Source organism: Rhodococcus sp. PAE-6, assembly GCF_025290685.1.
In the GTDB taxonomy this organism is placed as follows: Bacteria; Actinomycetota; Actinomycetes; order Mycobacteriales; family Mycobacteriaceae; genus Rhodococcus; species Rhodococcus pyridinivorans.
The window spans coordinates 56,938-76,700 of the sequence record NZ_JAOCLZ010000012.1; the positions used below are offsets into that span (position 1 = coordinate 56,938).

The following is a 19,763-nucleotide window of genomic DNA, read 5'->3' on the forward strand; positions in this document are numbered from 1 at the left end:
GGAGCAGCGACAGGTCCGGAAGGCCTACAGGGCCTTCAGTTCCTCGGTGACCTCCGAGACCATCTTCTTCGCATCACCGAACAGCATCGAGGTGTTGTCGGCGGTGAACAGCGGGTTGTCGATACCGGCGTAACCGGAGCTCATCGAGCGCTTGAGCACGATGACCGACTTCGACTGGTCGACGTTGAGGATCGGCATGCCGTAGATCGGGCTCGTCGAGTCCAGGCGGGCAGCCGGGTTGGTGACGTCGTTCGCGCCGATGACGATGGTGACATCGGTGCGGCCGAACTCGCCGTTGATATCGTCCATCTCCTTCATCGCGTCGTATTCGACGTCGGCCTCGGCGAGCAGGACGTTCATGTGGCCGGGCATACGACCGGCGACCGGGTGGATCGCGTACTTGACCTCGACACCGCGGTCCTCGAGCAGCGCCGCCATCTCCTTGACGGCGTGCTGCGCCTGGGCGACGGCCAGACCGTAGCCGGGGACGACGATGACCTGGTTGGCGTACGCCATCTGGATGGCGGCGTCCGAGGCCGAGGTGGCCTTGACCGTGCCACCCGACGCCGAGGCCACACCGGCCGCCGCCTCGCCGCCACCGAAGGCGCCGAAGACGATCGCGGGGATCGACCGGTTCATGGCCTTGGCCATGAGGTTGGTCAGGATCGTGCCCGAAGCACCGACGATCATGCCCGCGACGATCATGGCCTGGTTGTTCAGCGCGAGACCGGCAGCTGCTGCCGACAGACCCGTCAGGGCGTTGAGCAGCGAGATGACGACCGGCATGTCGGCGCCACCGATCGGCAGCACGACGAACAGACCCATCAGACCGGCGGCAATGAGCAGCGCCAGGATCCACCACGAGGCCAGCGGGTCACCGTCGGCGCTGATGCCGATGTAGACGGCGATGGCGATCGACGCGAGGACGAGCACGATGTTGGCGAGCTGGAACAGCTTCGCCGACGCGACGAGCTTGCGCTCGAGATTCTTGTTCAGCAGTTCCTGCAGCTTCGCGAAGGCGACGAGCGAACCCCAGAACGAGATCGAGCCGATGATCGCGGCGAACAGTGAACCGACGATCATGACCACGGTCGGGTCGTCGTCCAACGTCGTGAAGCTGGTGGACTCGAGATATTCGGCCCACGCGATGAGTGCGACGGTGCCACCACCGACGCCGTTGAACAGCGCGACCAGCTGCGGCATCGCCGTCATCTTGGTCTTCAGTGCCGGCGGGACGCCGAGGATGATGCCGACGGCCAGACCGCCGATGATCAGACCCCAGTTCTCCGTCTCCCGGATGTCGATGAGCACCGCGACGACCGCGATGAACATACCGACGGCGGCGATGTAGTTGCCGCGGACTGCGGTCTTCGGGCCCGTCAGACCCGACAGACCGTAGATGAACATCGCGAAGGCGATGATGTACAGGACCGAGACGAGGTAGCCCATCAGGCGTCAGCCCCCTTCTTCTGTGCAGCCGGGGAGTCCTTGCGCTGCTTGAACATCCCGAGCATGCGGTCGGTGACGACGAAGCCACCGACGACGTTCAGGGTGCCGAAGACCAGAGCGACGAACAGGATGATCTTGATGCCCCAGTGGGCATCACCGGGGAGATGACCGAGCACGACGAGAGCGCCGAGCACGACGATGCCGTGGATCGCGTTGGTGCCCGACATCAGCGGCGTGTGCAGCGTGTTCGGCACCTTGGAGATGACGGCGAAACCGACGAATCCGGCCAGGACCAGAATCGCGATGTTCGCGAGTAGTTCGTTGTACATCTAGGAGTTCTCCTTCGAACGCGTCACGCAGGCGGCCTCGAGGATCTCGTCGGAGAAGTCCGGGGCCAGGGCACCCGACTCGTCGAGGAGCAGCTCGATCAGCGCGTACACGTTCTTCGAGTAGAGCTCGGAGGCATGCTCCGGCATCGTCGCGGGCAGGTTGAGCGGCGAGCAGATGGTGACGTCGTGCTTGACGACGGTCTGCCCCGGCTCAGTGAGTTCGCAGTTGCCGCCGGTCTCGCCGGCGAGGTCGACGATGACCGAACCCGGCTTCATCCCCTCGACCGCGGCGGCGGTCACCAGGCGCGGCGCCGGGCGGCCCGGCACGAGCGCTGTGGTGATGACGACGTCGAAGCCCTTGATGGCGTCTTCGAGCGCCTGCTGCTGCTGGGCCCGCTCGGCCTCGGTGAGCTCGCGTGCGTAGCCGCCCTCACCCGCGGCGTCGATGCCGAGGTCGAGCCACTGGGCACCGACCGACCGGACCTGGTCGGCGACCTCGGGACGCACGTCGTAACCGGTGGTGCGGCCCCCGAGACGCTTCGCCGTGGCCAGCGCCTGCAGACCCGCGACGCCCACCCCGAGCACCAGCACGGTCGCCGGCTTCACGGTGCCGGCGGCGGTGGTGAGCATCGGGAAGAAGCGGGTGGATTCGCTCGCCGCGACCAGCACGGCCTTGTAGCCGGCGACGTTGGCCTGCGACGACAGGGCATCCATGACCTGCGCGCGGGAGATACGCGGAATGGCCTCGACGGCGTACGCCTCGACTCCGGCCTGCGTGAGGGCGCCGATCTGGTTGTCTGCGTTGCGCGGGGCGAGGAAGCCGATCAGGCGCTGGCCGGACTTCAGGTGGGCGATCTCGGCGTCGCTCGGCGGAGCGACCTTGACGACGATGTCGGCGGACCAGGCGTCGCCGACGGTCGCGCCGGCTTCCTTGTAGGCCGCATCCGGAATCAGCGCGCCCTGGCCGGCACCGGACTCGACGACGACGTCGAGACCCTTGCCGATCAAGGAGGGCACGATCTTCGGCACGAGCGCGACCCGCCGTTCCCCGTCGTTCGTCTCACGAACCACGCCGACGGTCGGACGGCGGTGCGCTCCGCTCCCCGTGTTCGATCCTTCGGTACTCAATTCTTGACTCCTGCGTCGATGAAAGTGCGCGTCGTGCCGCGATCGGCGGCGAAAGATGCGTTATCGAAGGCCATGTGACGGCCTGTCATGCACTGAAAGGCTTAAGCAGACCTACCGTGCCCTCCCGTGACCTCGCAACCTGGTCAGATCATCTGAATCGAGTCCGAACAGCAAGACGGCGCAAGTTTGTGAGGCAGCTCACCTCACAAATGCCATTTTCCTCCGGTGAGCAAGACCGTGCAGGACGATCGGAATCGGTCCCGAAAACGGCCCGGGAGCGGCCCCCGATGCGAAAGAAGGCGGAGTGCAAACAGATTCGTTCCGTGTGTACCGAACGGCGGTGTGTACCGATTCAGAACACTTCGGAATCGATTCAGATATTCGGTCACCGGACCCGGCCTTTGCGCTCGTCCGGCAGCCCGCGTAGGGGGGTGTCCGTGACACACGAACCTCGGAAGGACCCCGCGAACGACACGCCCGCCGACTTCACGGGCGACGACGACCCCGGCACGGCCGACCTCGGCGGCGACCCGGTCTGCTGGCTCCATCTCCTCTGCCCCGACTGCGGGGCGATGCTCACCTCCGAGGAGGAACCGTGCCCGCGATGCGGCAGGGAGCACCCGATCCCGGATCCCTCCTGACCCGAGCACCTAACCTGGCCCCATGAACGTGCCGGAACCCGTCCTCGACCTCGCCCGCTCGGCCCGCCGCGTCGCCGTCCTCACCGGCGCCGGGATGTCCGCCGAGAGCGGTGTCCCCACCTTCCGCGATGCGCAGACCGGACTGTGGGAGAACTTCGACGCCAATGCCCTCGCCACACCAGCGGCGTGGGCGGACGATCCCGCGACGGTCTGGGCCTGGTATCAGTGGCGGGTCGCGCTCGTCCGGCGTGTACAGCCCAATGCCGGACACCGGGCCCTCACCGACTGGGCACGGGCGGCCCACGTGCAGATCGTGACGCAGAACGTCGACGACCTCCACGAGCGGGCCGGAAGCCACGAGGTCACCCATCTGCACGGGAGCCTGTTCGCCCCGCGGTGCAGCCGGTGCGAGCGTGCCGTCGACCTCCCCGATCCGCCGGAGGATCCCGTCGCCCGTCTCGATCCGCCGTCGTGCCCCGCATGCGGAGGCGACGGCCGGCCGGGCGTCGTGTGGTTCGGCGAGATGCTGCCGCAGGACCCGTGGGAGACCGCGACCGAGTCCCTGCGCGAGGCCGACCTGCTGCTGGTCGTCGGCACCTCGGGCGTCGTCTACCCGGCGGCCGGCCTGCCGTCGCTCGCGCGCAGTCACGGCGTGCCGGTGGTACAGATCGATCCGCGCGAGACCGATCTGAGCGATCAGGTCGACCACGCCTGGCGCACCACGGCCGCCGTGGGTCTTCCCGCCCTCGTCGACGCGCTGAGGATCGGGACCGACACACCGCGTTAAGGTGACCCGGTGAGTTCCTGTGTGTTCTGCGCCATAGCCGACGGCAGCGGTACGGCGACACGGGTGTACGAGGACGACGAGGTCGTGGCCTTCCTCGACATCCGGCCGATCGCGCGCGGGCACACCCTCGTGATCCCGCGCGTGCACGCCGCACGCCTCGAGGACCTCGATCCGGCGTCGGGCGCGGCCGTCTTCCGCGCCGGACAGCGGATCGCCCGGGCGATGACCCGTTCCGAACTCGCCACCGATGGAACCAATCTCGTCCTGAACGACGGACGGGCAGCCTTCCAGACCGTCTTCCACACTCATCTGCACGTCCTGCCCCGCTGGAACGGCGATCGTGTCCGGATGGGTATCGGTCTGGTCCGCCGTCGACCCCACGACCCCGAGACCACCGCGGCACTCATCCGCGCCGGTCTCGAACGTCTCACCGCCGAGGAGCACCAGTGACATCGCAGCCCGACACCACCCCCGATACCTCCGCTGCCGAGTTCCCGATCGACACGATCCGGCCGCTGCTGCTCGAGCAGTTCGCCGTGCTCGACGATCTGCTCTCGGGACCGACCGAGGACGAGTGGACCACCGCCACCTGCCTACCGGGATGGACGGTCAAGGACATCACTGCGCATCTCATCGGCACCGAGTCGATGCTCGCGGGCATCGAAGCGCCGCGCATCGAACGCGACGTGCGCTCGTTCGACCACGTCCGCAACGACATCGCGGCCTTCAACGAACTGTGGGTGGAGTCGCTGCGTCCCGTTCCCGGCCCGGACGTGCTCGAGCGCTACCGGGAGATCGTCGCCCTACGCACGGAGCAACTCGGCGCGATGACCCAGGCGGACTTCGGGAAGCAGTCGAACACTCCCGTCGGGCCGGCGCCCTACGGACGCTTCATGCGGATCCGCGTGTTCGACTGCTGGCTCCACGAACTCGACATCTGCGACGCTCTCGGCAGGACGGGCAGCGAGGGCGGCCCGCGTGCCGAACTCGGATCCGCGGAGGTCTTCGGTGCGGTTCCGTTCATTGTGGGCAAGCGCGGCAAGGCCCCCGAGGGAGCACGCATCACGATCGAGCTCTCCGGTCCCCTCGCACGCACCGTCCACGTCGAGGTGCACGGACGGGCCACCGAGGTCCCGGCCCACTCCGAACCGGCCACCACGACGATCGCGATGGACTCGGGACTGTTCGTTCGGCTCGCCGGAGGACGCGTGCGCGCCGAGGACCGAATCGACGAGATCACCCTCGGCGGCGACACCGAGGTCGGGCGCCGCATCGTCGACAACCTCGCGTTCACGATCTGACGTCGTGCGGCTGTTCCTGTCCTCCTACCGGTTCGGCGCCGACCCGGACACCTTCGTCCGTCTGGCGGCGCCGGGCCGGATCGCGGTGATCGCGAACGCCGCCGACGCGTGGCCGGCCTCCGCCCGCGCGGCGGCGGTCACGAGCGAGATGGGCCCGCTGCGGTCGCTCGGCTTCGCTCCGGAGGAGGTGGATCTGCGCGATCACCTCGACGATCCCGACTCGCTGCGGCAGCGACTGTCGGGCTTCACGTCCGTGTGGGTGCGCGGCGGCAACACCTTCGTCCTGCGAGCGCAATTGGCCCGCAGTGGAGGCGACGCCGTGCTCACGGATCTGGTGCGCAGCAACCGTCTCGTGTACGGGGGATACAGCGCCGGGGCCTGTGTCGCGACACCGTCGCTGCGCGGCATCGAGTTCTCCGACGACCCCGACGAGGTCGCCGCGACCTGCGGTATCCCGGTGTTGTGGGACGGACTCGGCTGGGTCGAGCACGCGATCGTGCCGCACGCCGGCGACTCGCTGCTGGCCGACGACGGGATACAGCGGACCCTGCTGTACCTGCGCGAGCACGGCGTCGAGCACGTGGCGTTGACCGACGACGACGCGATCGTCGTCGACACTCCTCCAGAGCACGCCCCGAGTACGGTGACATCATGACGCAGAACATCGACGGCACCGAACCCCGGATCGAGCACGACGCCGACAAGGCCCGCTTCGCGCTCTATCTCGGCGACGACCTCGCGGCCTACGCCGACTACACGCAGCACGGCGACCTGCGGGACTTCGACCACACCGTCACCGACCCGCAGTTCCGCGGTAAGGGTCTCGCCGGGATCGTGGTGAAGCACGCCCTCGACGAGACCAAGAAGCAGGGACTGAAGATCGGTACGTCCTGCTCGTACGTCGAGAAGTTCGTCTCCGAACATCCCGAATACCGCAACTGATCCGTCACACCTGCACGTCGCGGCGGCGGAAACCCACGATCGCCGCTGCGACGAGCAGCACCGCCGCGACCGCCTGGATGATCAGCGGCATCGCCGTCGCATTCTCTGCGGGCACCAGCGGGATGTGCGAGAACGGCGACAGTGCGACGAGTTCGTCGGGTAGGTCGAGCATCTCGCCGAGCCACGCGACGAACACCGTCCACACCACCAGCACCCACACCAGCCCGGTCGCGCGCGGCACGCAGCCCAGCAGCGCGAACGCCACGGCGACGACGAGGATCGCCGCCGGCGCGTAGGCCAGGGACGCCGCGATCATCCGCAGCACCCACGCCCAGTCGCCCACCGCGAATGCGACCCCCAGTCCGGTCGCGGCGCCGGAGACGAGCAGCGCCACGACCGTCTGGACGACGATCACACCGAGTGCCGCGGACAGCCATGCGCTGCGCCCGGTTCCGGTGATGATCACGAGACCGGACCGTCCGCCGTCCTCCTCGCTGCGCATTCGCACCACCGCGGACACACCGAAGGCGGTGGCGCCGAGGGCGAGGAACATCAGCATCATCCCGGCGAAGGAGGCGGTGAGGGCGTCGGGATCCACGCCGACCATGTCCAGCACCTGAGGCATCTCGTCGATGAGATCCTCCACGGAACTGGCGAGGGCGCCCATCGCGACACCGAACAGCACCAGTCCCGTCAGCCATCCCACGAACGCTCCGCGCAGCAGGCGCCGGATCAACCCCACCGGACCGAGCAACGCGGAATCGGCCTCGGCGGGGCCTGGTTTCGGCGCCCGTAGACCGGCTCCGAGGTCGCGGCGCCGCGACAGCGCAACGGCGACGGTGAGCAGCACGACCGTCGTGGCGACGGACAACAGCAGCGGCCACCACCGCTCGTCGACGTAGAGCCGGGTCTGCTGGGCCCAGGCGATCGGCGAGAGCCACGACAGCCACGACCCGGTGGCCTCGATGATGTCGCCGGCTCCGCGGACGAAGAAGGCCGCGGCGAGCACTGCGAGCGCGGTGCCCGTGGCCGAGCGGGAGTGCTCGCCGAACTGGGCGGTCACCGCGGCGACTGCGCCGAAGAGCACCCCGGTGACGGCGGAGGCCACACCGAAGGCGATCGAGCCGACGACATCGAGTCCGCCGGCGATGAGCGCGACGGTGATGCCGGTACCCACCACGAGATTCGCGACCGAGACCAACAGCAGGGCGGCCGCCGGCGGGGCGTAGGACCCGACGGGCAGAGCCCGCAGGAGTTCGAGCCGGCCGGATTCCTCCTGCGCTCGGGTATGCCTGACGACGAGCAGGATGCTCATGATCGCCGTCGCGACGAAGACGGTCAGACTCAGCTCGTTCGCAGTCATCGCCCCGAGCGTGTAGTTGTCGATCCCGTAGGCCGGTCCCGTCATGAGCACGGCTGCCGGATTCTCCAGCAGGGCCGCGCGGGCCTGCCGGGAGGCCTCGTCGGGATAGACCGCGGCCAGGCTGAGGACGGTCGACCACACCGTGAGGGCGAGCGCGAGGGTCCAGACGGTGATCCGCACGCGGTCCAACCGCAGGTAGAACCGCAGCAGTGTGCCGAGCCCGGTGAACGGTGCCGCGGACGTCGCGGAGGTACCGCTCGGGGTCGGCACTGCTGTCGGTGTCGTCGTGGTCATCATGAGGACACCTCCTCCACGGCACCGGCACCGGCACCGGCACCGTTCCCGTCCCCGGTGTCGAAGGTGTCGCCGTAGTGCCGCATGAACAGCTCTTCGAGTGACGGGGGTGTGATGGTGAGGTTCTCGACGCCGAGTCCGGCGAGTTCCTGCAGGACCGGTGCGAGGGCGGTGTTGTCGACGTCGAACGCGAGCCTGCCGTCGTCGGTGGAGAGGTCGTGGACTCCGGAGAGCCCGGCCAGTCGCTCGGCAGGGGCGGTGGTCGTGGCCCGCACGGACGAGCGGGTCAGGTGCCGCAGTTGTGCGAGGGTGCCGGTCTCGACGTCGCGTCCGGCCCGGATGATCGTCACCGTGTCGCAGAGCTTCTCGACCTCGGCGAGGATGTGGCTGGACAGCAGCACGGTCGCGCCGCGGTCGCGGAGCCCTCGCACCTCGTCGGTGAAGACCGCCTCCATGAGCGGGTCGAGACCCGAGGTGGGTTCGTCGAGCAGGTAGAGCTCGGCGTCCGATGCGAGGGCGGCGACGAGTGCGACCTTCTGCCGGTTGCCTTTCGAGTAGGTGCGGGCCTTCTTCGTCGGGTCGAGTTCGAACCGTTCGAGGAGTTCGGCGCGACGACGCGTGCGCGCCTCTCCCCCGCGGATGCGGGTGAGGACGTCGATGATCTCGCCCCCGGTGAGGGTGGGCCACAGATTCGTGTCGCCGGGCACGTACGCGAGTCGGCGGTGGATCGCGACGGCGTCGGTCCACGGGTCGAATCCGAGGACACGGGCGGTGCCGGAATCGGCACGCAGCATTCCGAGCAGCACGCGGATCGCCGTGGACTTGCCGGCGCCGTTCGGTCCGAGGAATCCCGCGACGGTGCCGCGTTCGACGGTCATCGAGAACCCGTCGAGAGCTCTGGTGGTTCCGAATGTCTTGACGATGTCGCGGATTTCGATAAGAGGGGTGTCCATCTTTCCTCCGTCAGGAGTCGGGGGGTGCCTCACGCGCTGCCAGACAGGCGTCGAGAAGGGTCGAGTCCGTCAGCAACGGCTCGGTGTAGAGCTCGAGCATCGGCAGCGCGAGGCGTTCGGTGTAGGCGCGCAGCCTGGCAGGAAAGGTTTCGAGGTCGAGGTATTCGTCGGGACCGGGAAGGTCCATGAGCACGGCGCCGACGCTGAACGAGATGAGGGCACGTGCTCGTTCGGAGGGGAACCGGCTGGGCCGCACGGTTCCGGCGGCCACAGCCTCCTCGAGATAGGCCTCGGTGTCGGCGACGAGCCGGTCGAGGAAGTCGGCGGCGGGGGCGCCGCCGGTCCGGAGGGTGCGGAAGAGGTAGGCGACCGTGGTCGCGTAGTTCTCGATGTGTTCCATCTGGTCGTTCAGCGCGGCCGGTCCGACCTTCGGGTCGAGGACGGCACTCTTCGCCTGCCGGATCCCGTCGAGCACGTACCGGTCGCAGTGTTCCTTCAATCCGGCGCGGGATCCGAAATGGTGCACGATCAGCGAGGCGCTGACGCCGCACTCGGCGGCGATGGTCCGCAGCGACACGCCGACCCCGTACGCGGCGATGCACCGGATGGCAGCGTCGCGGATCCGTGCACGGGTGGTGAGGTCGTCACCGGCGGCGGTTGAATGCACGTTTCAAGGATTGCACACGTGTTCAACCCGGTCAACGCATCGTATGTGTCATCTCACGGCATGTGCCATCGGAGCACGTGCCGCACCGGTGCGCGGGCGCGCTCAGGTGAAGGCCATGACCTCGGTACCCCAGACCCGGCGCATCTCGCCGTCCGGATCCGACTCGACCCTGTCCGTGGAGTCGATGAGCAGGGTCGAGCGTTCCTCCGCCTCGTACTGCGGCCAGTGCTTCGAACCGTCCAGTGCCGCCGGCACACCGTGGTGCACGAACGCGAACCAGCGCCGCTGCACGCGACCGGAGACCTCACCGGCGGCCTTGCGGCCGCCGAGCCAGAAGGACGGATCCCGGCCGAGAGTGCCGAAATTTCCGAAGACATATGGCAATTCGGTCGCGTGCCCGGCTCCGATCCGGGCGGCCTTGAGCATCGGGGTGGCGTGGTCGAAGCGGTACACCCAGGTCGGCGAATGCGCGCTGTGCGCTTCGGCGACCCACAGCACCGGCATGCGGAAACCGGCGTCGCGCGAGAGCGCCATCGCCCCGATGGGTTTGGGCAGGTCGGGATACGCCGCGACGATCTCGGCGAGTCGCTCGGCAGGCAGATCCGTCCGGTCGTCGGCCAACGCCGCCAACATGGCCTGCACCGCCGTGTCGTCGACGGGCATCAGCGGGGACTTCATGAAGCGGAAGATGGACGGCTCGTCCTTGTTCGAGCCGATGATCAGCGGGATCCGGTGCGACAGCCCCTTCTGGAAGGCCGCGACCGGATATTTCGGCACCAGGCCGCGGTCGACGACCGGTGTCATGGCGAGCGTCCCCGGCACCTTCGTCGGAGTCTCGGCGACGAGCACCTCCGACGCCTCGACCAGCGTGTCGGTCGACATCGTGAGTAGTTCGGCGGCCCGGGACGGCGACAGGTCGAGGATCTCGAGGAAGCGCTGTGCAACGGTCGCGGCACGGTCGCTGCCGTACACCGAGGTGGCGGGCGGCGACTGGGCGATCGCACGATGGAAGAGGCCCTTGGCCTTCGGGACCGTCATGAGCGTGGTGATCGACCCCGCACCCGACGATTCGCCGAAGAGCGTCACGCAATCCGGATCGCCACCGAAGTCGGCGATGCAGTCGCGCACCCATTCGAGGGCGGCGATCTGGTCCCGGAGGCCGACGTTGGATTCGAAGGTGGTCCCGGGCGTGGAGAAGGACGACAGGTCGAGGAAGCCGAGCGCGCCGAGCCGGTAGTTGATCGTGACGATCACGACATCGCCGCTCTCGCACAGGTTTCGGCCGTCGTAGATCTTCTGACCGGAGTAACCGAGCACGTAGGCGCCACCGTGGATCCAGACCATGACGGGGCGTCGGCGTCCGTCGGGCGAGGGCGCCCAGATGTTGAGCGAGAGACAGTCCTCGCTCAACGTCATCTCGGGGTCGATCCCGATCGGGCTCTGTCGGCTCTGCGGAGCTATCGGTCCGAACCGTGCGCCGTCGAGGACGCCGTCCCACGGTTCCGGCGGTAGCGGCGCCCGAAACCGCCGGGAACCGGTCGGGGCCGCGTACGGGATGCCCTTCCAGACGTAGACCTCGCCGTCGCGATACCCCCGGACTTCGCCGTACTTGCAGGCGACGGTGAGCGTGTCGTCGTCCATGTGACCTCCCACCCGAACCGGTACTGTCGTGCAGCACCGATCACTTCATTCGTCGACCTACCGATTCAATGATGGTGGATACCGGGCGGTTCGTCAGCCGGCCGCGGAAAGAGGCGCGGGGGCCACGCAGTCGACGAGGTCGATCACGAGTGCGTCGAGCACGTTGCGCAGGTCGCCGCGCGCCGAGTCGGCCAGCGCCGGGAAGACGGTGGCGAGCGCGATGGGCACGAGCGAGGCCTGTCCCAGCAGGATCCCCATGGCCGCATCGAGCTTGACGACCTCATCGTGCAAGCGGGCGTAGGTGGTGGTGTCCATGCCGTGCGCCACGGCGATCCGGTCGGGCTCGCATGCCGCGGCGTCCGCCACCATCCGGGGCAGGTCCGCCGCGGTGATCTCGTCGGCATTCATGCTTGCAACGTCGAATTTACGCAACATCTCGCCTTCGTTCGTCCCCCAGGAGCGACGCCGGGCCGCGCGCCGCAGTCGAAACATACAGTCAGTGTGGCCCGAAAAGTACGGGATGTGTAGAAGGTCCGGAAAACTTTTTGCACTGCCGGTACCTGACAGAAGGTACATCGCCGAGAACCCGCCTCCGCCCGGAATCGTCACTCTGAGACCAGGACCACAACGATTGCTCAGCAAACCCTCGCGACCTGGATGAACGGGCGTATCCTCGTAAATCCGAAGTTCGTGCAGCCACCCCGACCGGGTCCGACCACGACTCCGGGCAGACCGAGGAGGTGCTGGTCATGAGCGTCGCCCGCACCGAGTTGCTCCCTCTGCCCACGCACCACGCGACCACGCGCGAGTTCGCGGGGGTGAGCACTCGGTCCCGTGCCTTGTCCTTCTCGGTGCGCCGTACCGTGCGGCCGTTCATCGAGGCATGGTCGTACGCCCCGACCCTCCCCTGGCCGGCGTCGGCGATAGACCACCTCGCGTTCCCTCTCGTGCCCGTGCCCGGCACACACCGCCGGCGGGTCGACCTCCCGACGTGCCCCGCGGAACTGCTCTGGGCGCCGGGTGCCGCACCCCCGGCTGCGCAAGTCGGTATGGACGGCACCGCCGTCGGGGGCGGTATGGACGGCACCGCCGTCCTGTACCTGCACGGCGGCGCGTTCCTGTGCTGTGGCCTCACCACGCACCGCCATCTGGTCTCCCGCATCTCCGCCACCACCGGCGCGCCGGTCCTGGCCGTCGGTTACCGCATGCTGCCCCGCCATCCGATCCGGCGCGCGGTCGAGGACGGCCTCGACGGATTGCGCTGGCTCGTGGCGCACGGCCACCCGGCCGAGCGTGTCGTGATCGCCGGGGATTCCGCCGGCGGCTTCCTCACCTTCGCCGTCGCCCACGAAGCCGTACGACTCGGCATCGGCCGCCCGGCCGGCACCGTCGCACTGTCGCCGCTCACCGATCTCGACCCGCGGGGCAAACTCGACCATCCCAACTCGCACCGGTGTGCCGTCTTCCCGCGACGCGCCGTCGCTGTGCTGTCCACCCTCGTCGAACGCGCCGAACGCCTCGGCGGCGAAGGCGACGAACCGGTCGCCTCCCCCGTCGATCTCGATCTGTCGGAGATGCCTCCCGCACTCATCCAGACCGGATCCGAGGAGATGACCTACGTCGACGCCGAGCTGATGGCCCGGCGACTGCAACTCGCCGGGGTCTCCGCCGAACTCCAGGTGTGGGAGAAACAGGTGCACGCCTTCCAGGCCGCGGCGGGGGTCGTCCCGGAGAGCGGCCGCGCGATCGCCGAGATCGGCCGCTTCGTGCGTGAACTGCGGTGAACCCGCTCCCCGGGTGCCGCTGCCCTCAGGCCCGGCCCGTGAACAGGTCGTTGCGGTCCTCACGGGCACCGGCTCGTCGTCCCCGACCCCATCCGACGACGGCGCGGTAGCGCCCGAGCGCACCGGACTCCGTGAGCGCATCGACGTCCCGGTGTGGCGAATCCTCGCTCACCGCAGCCGAATAGGGTGCGACGTAGAGAGCGTCGGCGGGGCAGTTGACCTCGCACATGAAGCAGGTCTGGCAGTCCTCCTGGTGCGCGACAACGGGAAGCCCGTCGGGCGCACGCTCGAAGACGTCGGTCGGGCACACCGCGATGCAGATGTCGCACGAGATGCACCGCTCCGCGACGATCACCTCGATCATCGGTTCGCTCCTCGTCGCACGAGGTGTCCTTCGGCACGGACGTCCACGCGGTCCAGACCGCTCGTCACGAGGCGGTACTGCAGGTCGGGGTCGGTGTCCGGGTGGTCGGTGCGCACGTGCATGCCCCTCGTCTCCGTACGCGCGAGGGCGGTGCGGCTCACCCACCGGGCGACGGCGAGGAGCGCGGCACCGGACCGGGCTCGTACCAGCTCCCGCCCTCGTCCGCCGAGCACGACGGGCGCCGCGGTCCACGCGTCGTCGAGTGCGGCGATGCTGTCCTCGAGACTGCGGGCCGTCCGCCGGAAACTACGTCGGAGCGGGAGCGTGTGCTCCTGCACCAGGCCGATGATCGCGCGGGTCGCGGCGCGGTCCGGGTCACCCTCGAGGCCGACCCCGCCGATCGGTCTCGCCACGTCCGGGACACCGCGGTTCCGGGCGAACTCTGCGGCGGCCGCCCCGGACCACGAACCCGACGACATCGCCCAGGCCCCGTTGTGACTGCCTCCACCGCTGCGGCCCCCGGTGATCAGCTCGCGCGTGGCGACGTCGCCGGCGGCGAACAGACCAGGGACCGTCGTGCTGCAGTCCGTCCCGGTGATCCGTAGGCCACCGGTACCGCGCACCGTTCCCTCGAGGACCGCCCGCACCGGGTACATCTCGGTGAACGGGTCGATCCCGGCCTTGTCCAGAGGCAGGAAGTAGTTGGGCTGGGAACGACGCATCGCTTCGCGGTGGTCGGGATGTGCCCGGTCGAGACGGGCGTGGACCGGGATACCGTCGAGCAGGTACCGCATGGCGGTCGCGCGGTCGTCGCCGAGCCGCACACGGGCGTCGTCGTAGAACGTCGCGAACTGCATGAACAGTCCCTTCGTGTGCCCACTCCAGGAAGGCGCGAGCGCGTAGGCCGAGGAGAACTCCATCCCGGAGAACTCGGCACCGGCCTCGGCGGCCATGAGGTGACCGTCGCCGGTGTCGACGTCGGTACCGAAGCTGCCGGAGAGGAAGGCACAGCCTCCCGTGGCGAGGACGACCGCACCGGCACGCGCCGTCCACGGCTCGTACCCCTGCCGGCGGTGGACACCGGTCGCGCCGGCCACCGCACCGTCGGTGTCGACGAGCAGCTGCAGGGCGGGCGACTGATCCAGGATGCGCACGCCGGCGCGGTGGACGAGGCGGCGCATCCGCCGCATGTACTCGGGTCCCTGCAGGCTGCTGCCCCGGCGACGTCCGGTCTCCGGGTCCACGCCGAAGGGATAACGGCCGTGGACGGCGAGGTCGTCGACGCGTCGATAGGTCTCGTCGAGCACCCGGTGCATCCAGGCGGGATCGGAGAGCAGTCCCCCTTCGATGTGGCGGCGGTCGACGGCCGCGGCGCGCTCGGGTCCGGGCGGCAGGTACCAGAGGTTGTTGCCGCCGGACGCGGTCGGGCCGCTCGTCCCGCAGTAGCCCTTGTCGGCGAGGACCACGCGACTCCCGGCCCGGGCGGCCGCGAGCGCCGCCCAGGTACCGGCCGGTCCCCCGCCGAGCACGAGGACGTCGGTGTCGATCTCCGTCCCGCCGCTGACGGTCATATCGACACGCGGATCGCGTAGTCCGCCACGGCATCTGCGGTGCATTCGGCCACCCCGGCCGATATGGCGACGATCTCCACGAACGGATCTGCCGACTGTACTGCGGGGATGCGGGCCGGCAGCGTCCGGACGAGACGGATGATGGCGTCGATCATGCGTCGATGGTCGACCATCTCCGGACGGATCGACACGGTTTCGCTCGCCGGGATCGGAACACTCCGGCGGGCCGTCGGCGGCCGAGAACCGTGCGCTCGCGCGGGCCGCCGGCGACCGCGCACCGTGCGCTCCCGCGAGCTGTCGCTCGTGCGACCGAGCGGAGGAAGGCCTGTCGGTACCGGCGACTAGTCTTTCTCTCGGCTCGACCGCACAGAGAAGGGGGTCCGATCATGGCCGACGCGCAGACCCGGTTCGACCAGGACGTCGATGCGGCCTGGCGCGAGTTCCGCACGCGCCTGGCCGACCATGTCGCGGCCATGAGCGATGGCGACGGCCTGGTCCTCGAACCCTTCACCGACGAGGCCGGCGGCCCGGCGGGGCCGTGCGTGCAGTTCTACGCGTGGGGAGACCGGCTCGTCCGCTGCGAGGTCCCGTCCAACGCCCACCTCGCCCCCGACCGGCACCTCACGCCGGTCGACGAGCAGATGCTCCTCGAACTCGGGCTGAAGGCGCCCTCCCGCGGACCGGACGATCCGGAGGACGACGGATCCCCGGCGTTCTGGATCGATCGTCCGGGCAGCTGGGCCGATCAGCTCGCCGTCATCGCCGTGCGTGCCCTGCGCTCGGTGTGGGGCGTTCCCCATCCCCTCTTCCTGCGGGCCGAGACATTCGGGACGGAGCGCTCGGTCGCCGAGCTCACCTCGTTCCTCGTGCCCGAGACGCCGCAGGCCGGTCGCACGCAGGCCCCGGAGGTGCCGCTCGCGGTCGTCCCCAGCGGCGACGACCACGTGCGCGAACTGATCGAATCCACCCTGCACGAGCGGATCGACGATCTGCCCGCCTGGGACGAGGACGGCGATCTCGTCCTGCGGATCGCCGGGGTCCTGGTGTTCGTCGGTGTCGGCCCCGGAGGCGGCACCGTCGACCTGTTCGCACCGATCGTCCATTCCATCACCGGACGCACGCGGGCCGCCGAGATCTGCGTCGACCTCAACCGCCGGTGGCCGCACCTGAAGTTCGTGCTGGTCGACGACCGCCTCGCGATCGTCGACCACGTTCCGGCCGCGCCGTTCGCTCCGGCGCACCTGCTCGGATCGCTCGAGACCATCACTCGGTTCCTCGACACCGTCGACAGTTCGTTCGCCACCCATATCGGTGGCTCGCTGCTGCGCGATCAGGGATTCGACGGGGCGACGGGTGGTGCGGCCGATCCGCCCTGGGGCGACGTCTCGCAGTTACCCGACGCCGAGGACGATCTGCCGGTGGCCCTGCTCGCGGTGCGCGACTTCCATCTCGACGGCGCGACCGATGTCGCCGCGAGCACCGTCGCGGCGATCGGCGATCGCAATCCCGAGCAGTTGCGGCGGTTCCTCACCATCAGCACCGAACTGCAGGTGTGGTGGGACGGCGAGTCGCAGACCCGCGAGGCGGCGCTCAACACCGACGGTGCTCGCGAGGCACGGGCGCGGGCACTCGAATGGGAGGCGACGAGCCGCTCGCTCGCGGAGGCCCTGCAGTTCCTCGAACAGGGCGAGGGCACCGATTCGGCCGGCTCACGCGCGTCGAAGCCGAGCGCCGGCCGTGAGTCGGCGCCCGAGCAGCCCGCACTGTTCGACAACCCCGACGAACCGACCCTCTTCGACGGCTTCGGCGATTACTCCTGAGCCGATCCCGCCCGGGACACGGCGCGACGGAGCGCGTCGACAGCGGCGTTGTCGAAGCCGACGAGTACGACGGTCTCCACGCCCGTCTGTGTCTCCCGGATGGTGGTGACGGCCTGCAGGGCGGCGTCGTCGAGCGGCCAGCCGTAGACGCCGGCCGAGACGAGCGGGAACGACACCGTACGGGCACCGAGATCGTGCGCGACGAGCAGACTGTTGTGGTACGCCGAACGCAGGATCCCGGATCGGTCCTCGTGCGCCGACCACACCGGGCCCACCGTGTGGATCACCCATCGCGCCGGGAGACGCCCCGCGGTTGTCGCCACTGCACGGCCCGGTTCGAGTCCGTCGGGTAGCGAGGTCGCGCGGAGTTCGCGGCAGGCCGCGAGGATCTCCGGGCCTCCGGCCCGGTGGATCGCACCGTCCACTCCCCCGCCACCGAGCAGGGAGGAGTTCGCGGCGTTGACGATCGCATCCACCGCGATGGTGGTGATGTCGCCGTGCGCGATGTCGAGAGCGGTCACCCTGTCGACCCTATGTTCCGCACGCTGCCCCCGAGTCGTTTTGCTGGCATGATTCAGGACCGTGACGTCCTCGGCGAAGCTGCGCGAACTGGCCGGAAAGCACGGCATCACCACCACCTACACGGGATGGGGGGGACGCGACCACGATGTCTCCGACGAGACATTGCGGCGCGTACTCGCCGCGCTCGACGTCCCGGCCGGGACGGACGACGAGGTCGTGGCATCGCTCGCCGACTTCGACGACCGCCCGTGGCGCTGCATGCTCCCGCCCGCGCTCGTGGTCGTCGAGGGCGACGACCGGACGTTCCCGGTGCATGTGCCGCACGGCGACCCGGTGTCGGTGTGGGTCGTCGCCGAGGACGGGGCGGAGGTCGATGTCGAGCAACTCGACGTGTGGGTGGACCCGCGTACGGTCGACGGCCGGCTCGTGGGCCGCGCGACCTTCGCCGTTCCGCGGCTGCCCCTCGGCTGGCATGTCGTGCACGCCCGCAGCAACGACATCGAGACCACCGCGGTCCTGGTCGTGACCCCGCGCCGGTTGTCCACCGCCGACCGGCTGCTCGAGAAGAAGCGCTGGGGCCTTGCGGCCCAAATCTATTCGGTGCGCAGCCGCAGGTCGTGGGGCATCGGTGATTTCGCCGACCTGGCCGATCTGGCGGCGATCACGGCCGGTTACGGCGGCGACTTCGTCCTGATCAACCCCGTGCACGCGGCCGAGCCCGTGCCACCGCACGAACCGTCGCCCTACCTGCCGTCGTCGCGGCGTTTCGTCGACCCGCTGTACCTGCGGATCGAGGATATCCCGGAGGCGGCCTACCTCCCCGCGAAACACCGCAAGGAACTCGACGAGCACGCGCAGCGCGTGGCGAAGGCGAACCGGAAGGCGCGGCGTCTCGACCGGGACGCGACCTTCCGCGCGAAACTCGACGTCCTCGAGCGCGTGTACCGGGTGCCGCTCGGCCCGGCCCGCCGCGCACGGTACGAGGCGTTCTGCGCCGAGGGCGGGCAGGCGCTCGACGACTTCGCGCTGTGGTGCGCGCTGTACGAGAAGTTCGGCGACCGCGCCGACCGGTGGGCGTCACGCGCTCCGAGCCCCGACGACCCGAAGGTCACCCGGTTGCGCGAGCGACTGGCCTCGCGGATCGACTTCCACCGCCGGCTGCAGTGGTTGTGCGACGAGCAGCTCGCGAACGCTCAGACTGCTTCGCTTGCAGCAGGTTCCGATATCGGAATCCTGCACGACCTCGCAGTGGGTGTCGGTCCGCACGGCGCCGACGCCTGGACGCTGGGCGACGCGCTGGCGTCGGGCGTCACGGTGGGCGCCCCCGCCGACGACTTCAACCGCAACGGCCAGAACTGGAATCAGCCGCCGTGGCGGCCGGATCGCCTCGCGGAGCTGGGATACATCCCCTTCCGCGACGTGGTGCGCTCGGCGTTGCGGCACGCGGGTGGTGTCCGGGCCGATCACATCCTGGGACTGTTCCGCACCTGGTGGGTACCGGAGGGGATGTCGCCCGCCGACGGCGCGTACGTCCGCAGCGACCACGAGGCACTCGTCGGCATCCTGGCGCTCGAGGCGCATCGCGCCGGCGCCGTGGTCGTTGGGGAGGACCTCGGGGTCTTCGAGGAGTGGGTGCAGGAGTATCTCGCCGAGCGGGGGATCGCCGGGACGTCGATCCTGTGGTTCGAACGCGACGAGGACTCCCCACGCGGGCCGGAAACCTACCGCACCCTGTGCCTGACCTCGGTGACCACACACGACCTCGCGCCCACCGCGGGATACCTTGCGGGCGACCACATCCGGCTGCGGTCGGAGCTCGGCCTGCTCGAAGGCGACCTCGACGCCGAACTCACCGATGCGGCGGCCGAACGCGACTCGGTTCTGGCGCTCGCGGTCGAACGGGGTCTGCTCGACGAAGGCGAGACCGACGTCGATCGCCAGGTCGAGGCGCTGCACCGGCTGATCGCGGCGAGTCCGTCTGCGCTGCTGGGCGTTTCGCTGGCAGATGTGACCGGCGAGCGTCGCAGCCAGAACCAGCCGGGCACCGTCGACGAGTATCCGAACTGGCGGGTTCCGCTCGCCGATGCCCGCGGCAAGGTCGTGCTCGTCGAGGATCTCGTCGACCACGACGGATTCGCGCGACTGGCCCGGGCAGTCTCCGGAGACACCTCCCCGGTGGAGTGACACCACACGAACACTGCGACCGC

General features: G+C 69.2%; 21 protein-coding genes. 9 read left to right on the forward strand and 12 right to left on the reverse strand.

Annotation, left to right across the window (positions count from 1 at the left end; all coding sequences use genetic code 11):
- Positions 1–24: 24 nt before the first annotated feature.
- Genes NVV99_RS20885 through NVV99_RS20895 form a run of 3 tightly spaced genes read right to left on the reverse strand, consistent with a single transcriptional unit; the run spans position 25 to position 2,906 of the window.
- The gene (locus NVV99_RS20885) at positions 25–1,449 is read right to left on the reverse strand and encodes an NAD(P)(+) transhydrogenase (Re/Si-specific) subunit beta (RefSeq protein WP_024103674.1); all 1,425 of its coding nucleotides are present in this window, start codon (positions 1,447–1,449) and stop codon (positions 25–27) included.
- Positions 1,449–1,778 (reverse strand): NAD(P) transhydrogenase subunit alpha, encoded by a 330-nt coding sequence (locus NVV99_RS20890; RefSeq protein WP_006552916.1) that lies wholly within the window; start codon positions 1,776–1,778, stop codon positions 1,449–1,451. Before NVV99_RS20890 ends, NVV99_RS20885 begins: the two co-directional genes overlap by 1 nt.
- Positions 1,779–2,906: a Re/Si-specific NAD(P)(+) transhydrogenase subunit alpha gene (locus NVV99_RS20895; RefSeq protein WP_006552915.1), complete on the reverse strand. Its 1,128-nt coding sequence runs from the start codon at positions 2,904–2,906 to the stop codon at positions 1,779–1,781.
- A 437-nt stretch (positions 2,907–3,343) separates the two neighbouring features.
- On the opposite strand from NVV99_RS20895, the gene NVV99_RS20900 reads away from it, so the two are divergent.
- The 6 genes from NVV99_RS20900 to NVV99_RS20925 are packed head-to-tail and all read left to right on the forward strand — an operon-like array spanning position 3,344 to position 6,577.
- On the forward strand, positions 3,344–3,547 hold the full coding sequence (locus tag NVV99_RS20900) for a hypothetical protein (RefSeq protein WP_144376989.1): 204 nt from the start codon (positions 3,344–3,346) through the stop codon (positions 3,545–3,547).
- Between the two features lie 22 nt (positions 3,548–3,569).
- Positions 3,570–4,334, forward strand: a complete 765-nt coding sequence (locus NVV99_RS20905) for an NAD-dependent deacylase (RefSeq protein ID WP_024103672.1) — start codon at positions 3,570–3,572, stop codon at positions 4,332–4,334.
- A gap of 9 nt (positions 4,335–4,343) precedes the next feature.
- The gene (locus NVV99_RS20910; RefSeq protein ID WP_024103671.1) at positions 4,344–4,784 is read left to right on the forward strand and encodes an HIT family protein; all 441 of its coding nucleotides are present in this window, start codon (positions 4,344–4,346) and stop codon (positions 4,782–4,784) included.
- The gene (locus tag NVV99_RS20915; protein WP_041803646.1) at positions 4,781–5,635 is read left to right on the forward strand and encodes a maleylpyruvate isomerase family mycothiol-dependent enzyme; all 855 of its coding nucleotides are present in this window, start codon (positions 4,781–4,783) and stop codon (positions 5,633–5,635) included. The genes NVV99_RS20910 and NVV99_RS20915 overlap by 4 nt, the downstream gene beginning before the upstream one ends.
- A gap of 4 nt (positions 5,636–5,639) precedes the next feature.
- Entirely contained in the window at positions 5,640–6,290 is a 651-nt protein-coding gene (locus NVV99_RS20920) for a Type 1 glutamine amidotransferase-like domain-containing protein (protein ID WP_024103669.1), read from the forward strand.
- Positions 6,287–6,577, forward strand: a complete 291-nt coding sequence (locus NVV99_RS20925; protein ID WP_006552909.1) for a GNAT family N-acetyltransferase — start codon at positions 6,287–6,289, stop codon at positions 6,575–6,577. The genes NVV99_RS20920 and NVV99_RS20925 overlap by 4 nt, the downstream gene beginning before the upstream one ends.
- Before the next feature lie 4 nt (positions 6,578–6,581).
- Here NVV99_RS20925 and NVV99_RS20930 read toward each other — a convergent pair whose 3' ends face one another.
- The 5 genes from NVV99_RS20930 to NVV99_RS20950 form a co-directional block, all read right to left on the reverse strand.
- The gene (locus NVV99_RS20930) at positions 6,582–8,237 is read right to left on the reverse strand and encodes an ABC transporter permease (RefSeq protein WP_024103668.1); all 1,656 of its coding nucleotides are present in this window, start codon (positions 8,235–8,237) and stop codon (positions 6,582–6,584) included.
- Positions 8,234–9,187 (reverse strand): ABC transporter ATP-binding protein, encoded by a 954-nt coding sequence (locus NVV99_RS20935; RefSeq protein WP_024103667.1) that lies wholly within the window; start codon positions 9,185–9,187, stop codon positions 8,234–8,236. The genes NVV99_RS20930 and NVV99_RS20935 overlap by 4 nt, the downstream gene beginning before the upstream one ends.
- Positions 9,188–9,197: 10 nt before the next feature.
- Positions 9,198–9,854 (reverse strand): TetR/AcrR family transcriptional regulator, encoded by a 657-nt coding sequence (locus NVV99_RS20940; protein ID WP_024103666.1) that lies wholly within the window; start codon positions 9,852–9,854, stop codon positions 9,198–9,200.
- Between the two features lie 102 nt (positions 9,855–9,956).
- Entirely contained in the window at positions 9,957–11,495 is a 1,539-nt protein-coding gene (locus NVV99_RS20945; RefSeq protein WP_024103665.1) for a carboxylesterase/lipase family protein, read from the reverse strand.
- 93 nt (positions 11,496–11,588) lie between these two features.
- Positions 11,589–11,987, reverse strand: coding sequence for a non-ribosomal peptide synthetase (locus NVV99_RS20950; RefSeq protein WP_235367329.1), 399 nt, complete (start codon positions 11,985–11,987; stop codon positions 11,589–11,591).
- Positions 11,988–12,244: 257 nt separating this feature from the next.
- Here NVV99_RS20950 and NVV99_RS20955 point away from each other — a divergent pair, with 257 nt between their 5' ends.
- On the forward strand, positions 12,245–13,279 hold the full coding sequence (locus NVV99_RS20955) for an alpha/beta hydrolase (protein WP_041804077.1): 1,035 nt from the start codon (positions 12,245–12,247) through the stop codon (positions 13,277–13,279).
- A gap of 25 nt (positions 13,280–13,304) precedes the next feature.
- Here NVV99_RS20955 and NVV99_RS20960 read toward each other — a convergent pair whose 3' ends face one another.
- From NVV99_RS20960 to NVV99_RS20970, 3 genes are read right to left on the reverse strand one after another with little or no spacing between them, the layout of a single operon-like run.
- Entirely contained in the window at positions 13,305–13,643 is a 339-nt protein-coding gene (locus NVV99_RS20960) for a ferredoxin family protein (RefSeq protein ID WP_006552903.1), read from the reverse strand.
- Positions 13,640–15,214 (reverse strand): FAD-binding protein, encoded by a 1,575-nt coding sequence (locus NVV99_RS20965; RefSeq protein WP_024103662.1) that lies wholly within the window; start codon positions 15,212–15,214, stop codon positions 13,640–13,642. Before NVV99_RS20965 ends, NVV99_RS20960 begins: the two co-directional genes overlap by 4 nt.
- Positions 15,211–15,369: a hypothetical protein gene (locus NVV99_RS20970; protein WP_019288929.1), complete on the reverse strand. Its 159-nt coding sequence runs from the start codon at positions 15,367–15,369 to the stop codon at positions 15,211–15,213. Before NVV99_RS20970 ends, NVV99_RS20965 begins: the two co-directional genes overlap by 4 nt.
- A 231-nt stretch (positions 15,370–15,600) precedes the next feature.
- Between NVV99_RS20970 and NVV99_RS20975 the strand changes: the two genes are divergently transcribed.
- Positions 15,601–17,034, forward strand: a complete 1,434-nt coding sequence (locus tag NVV99_RS20975) for a hypothetical protein (RefSeq protein WP_006552899.1) — start codon at positions 15,601–15,603, stop codon at positions 17,032–17,034.
- Here NVV99_RS20975 and NVV99_RS20980 read toward each other — a convergent pair.
- Positions 17,025–17,555, reverse strand: a complete 531-nt coding sequence (locus tag NVV99_RS20980; RefSeq protein ID WP_006552898.1) for an O-acetyl-ADP-ribose deacetylase — start codon at positions 17,553–17,555, stop codon at positions 17,025–17,027. The genes NVV99_RS20975 and NVV99_RS20980 overlap by 10 nt on opposite strands.
- A 61-nt stretch (positions 17,556–17,616) precedes the next feature.
- Here NVV99_RS20980 and malQ point away from each other — a divergent pair, with 61 nt between their 5' ends.
- Positions 17,617–19,740: a 4-alpha-glucanotransferase gene (malQ, locus tag NVV99_RS20985; protein ID WP_024103660.1), complete on the forward strand. Its 2,124-nt coding sequence runs from the start codon at positions 17,617–17,619 to the stop codon at positions 19,738–19,740.
- Positions 19,741–19,763: the final 23 nt, after the last annotated feature.